The sequence below is a fragment of the Rhodococcus chondri genome, from assembly GCF_036327435.1.
Lineage (GTDB): Bacteria > Actinomycetota > Actinomycetes > Mycobacteriales > Mycobacteriaceae > Rhodococcus > Rhodococcus chondri.
Map to the genome: position 1 here is coordinate 1 of NZ_JAUZMZ010000327.1, position 2,373 is coordinate 2,373.

Genomic DNA, 2,373 nt, shown 5'->3' on the forward strand with positions numbered 1-2,373 from the left:
GATGCGTAAGACACACCCATGATCAATCCCTGTCCCCATGCCCGCTCCACCGGCCCGGACAGCACCTCGAATAAAACGAAAACCCCAGCTCACGGGGTCGCTAATCAACAACTACGGCGCCCTGGGGACTGGCCGAAGTCATCGACGCTGCGATTCAGTTCGCCGATGATCGCTTCGAGAAGAACGAACTCGCTGCGGCACGCAGAGCGTTAGAGTCTCGCCGGAATCGCATGAGGTCAGGCAACTGATGTCCCGTGTGCAGAACATCTTAAGAAAGCCTGCCGTTATGCGGTGATCTCTTCTCGGGCGCGGCGGAGGGTTGCGTACATCGCGGAACGCGAGAGTCCGCTGATCTCGCAGAGCTGGCCGGCGGTGTATTCGCCGGATTCGTAGTCGGCGAGCAGGCGTTTGCGCTGCAAGGCGGACAGCTTCGGTTGCTTGCCTTTGAGTCGGCCGGCCTTCTTCGCTTCGGCCATGCCTTCGCGGGTGCGGGCGCGGATGAGGTCGGATTCGAACTCGGCCATCAGCGACAACATGCCGAAGAAAAGCTTGCCGGTGGGATCAGTCGGGTCGTGGACGGAGCCGCCGATGCTCAGTCGGGTGCCTTTGGCCTCGAGTTCGTCGGCGATCGCCCGGAGGTCGACGGCGGAGCGGCCGAGGCGGTCGAGTTTGGTGACGACGGGGGTGTCGCCTTCGCGGCAGGCGGCGAGTGCTTCGCGTAGACCGGGTCGGTGTCGGTTGCGGCCGGTGTAGCCCTTGTCGGTGTAGATCCGGTCGTCGGGGACTCCGAGGCCTTTGAGGGCTGTGCGTTGCGCTCGCAGATCTTGGCCCGCGGTGCTGCATCGGGCATAGCCGATCAGGATTCCGTCCATGAGGCGACGATAGTGCTGTTTGGGTCAGCTATACGAGACCGACATACAGGACGGTTAAACAGGACGGTCGGATGGCCGTCTTCCGCAGGTGTCAGTTTCAGAAGACGACTGCACTGTTTCAGAAGACGTGTACACACGCCACCAAGCTTGAGTTGAGACTGGCCGGTCGATGGTTAGGGAAGCTTCGCGTGGCTCACCATACCCAGCGTTCGGCTTGGTCGAGTCCGAGCGTCGATATTGAAGCGGTGCACACTCTTTCGGCTCCGCCTGATGGCAACGGTCTGTAGTCCGACGCCAGGTTCATCCTTACAAGACTGCATAGCTCGACGTCGTACGGCACTGCACTGCAGCGATCCCAGAACTGCGACCACGCACCCACACCCTCGTCCGCTACGCGGCGGCCGGTGCCGACGTCGAGGTGATCGAGGGTGCCGGTCACTCGCCCGCCGTCGAGCGGCCCGAACAACTCGCACAGGCTATCCGAGCGTTCAGAGAGTGCACCAGCTGATCGCAGCCGACAACAGGGACACCCCACGCTGCTCGGCGCGTACGTCCACCGGGGTCATCGGCATACCAGGATCTGGCGTGCGGCCCCGCTGTCCGCGTGCATGAGCGAGAACCGACGTCATCGAACGAACTCGACTCTTGTGTTACGTCGAGAGGTTTTGCGCTCGGGAGGATCCTCGTGGGTTGTGCGTGCGGTCCGCTGCTGCCTTCCGGCGCACTGCGCGTGTGTAGTGCTCGACCAAGACGGTGAACAATTCCGCTCGCCGTAAGCGTGCGGCCCCGGCATCATCGTCGAACAGACACTGCACCAGAGTTCCGTCGTGCACCGCGACCAGCGCCGGCCCCAACGCCGCGTGGTCGGTGACCTCGAGCCCGAGCTGGGCAAGCAACTGATCAAGCAGAGGCATGAGAGTGGCAAGGATCCCCTGTTCACGCGCAACGATGACCCGTTTGAGCGCGGGATTACGTAGTGCATGCGCGGTGAACTCGGCGTTGACCCGGTACCACTGGTCGTCGATGGGCACCACCGTCAATACCCGTTCGACGATCTCGCTCAACGAGCCAACCCGTGGTTGATCTCCGGGGGAGAACAAGGCCTCGACATCGGACAGCATCTGCATCGAACGTTGTTCCCACATCGCGAGGAACAGCTCTTCCAACGAGGTGAAGTTGGAATAGAAAGCACCTCTGGTGAATCCTGCACGCTCGCAGACGTGCTCGACGCTGCTGTTGCCGAAACCTCGCTCCGCATACACCTCCAACGCGGCATCGAGTAAGCGCTGGCGCGTCTGCGGACGCCGGCGTTTCACATGTCCGGTCGTATCTGCCATGTCAGTATCGTAGCGAATCAGGATGCATCTCTGAATTCAGTGAGGTTTTCTCAATAGCGACCTGCATGCTCGAATTGCGTCAGGACAAGCGCTGCTTGGGTGATGGAGCCGATTCGTTTGGGGCACAGAGTGATCCTGTTGAGGGCTTGCCATCGGGTGGTGAG

2 protein-coding genes are annotated in these 2,373 nt (G+C 61.6%); both read right to left on the reverse strand.

Features of this window, described 5'->3' with window-relative positions; genetic code table 11:
• Positions 1–284 precede the first annotated feature (284 nt).
• Complete coding sequence (locus Q8814_RS25765) at positions 285–872, reverse strand: recombinase family protein (protein WP_330154776.1); 588 nt, start codon at positions 870–872, stop codon at positions 285–287.
• Positions 873–1,522: 650 nt separating this feature from the next.
• Positions 1,523–2,209: a TetR/AcrR family transcriptional regulator gene (locus tag Q8814_RS25770; RefSeq protein ID WP_330154777.1), complete on the reverse strand. Its 687-nt coding sequence runs from the start codon at positions 2,207–2,209 to the stop codon at positions 1,523–1,525.
• Positions 2,210–2,373: the final 164 nt, after the last annotated feature.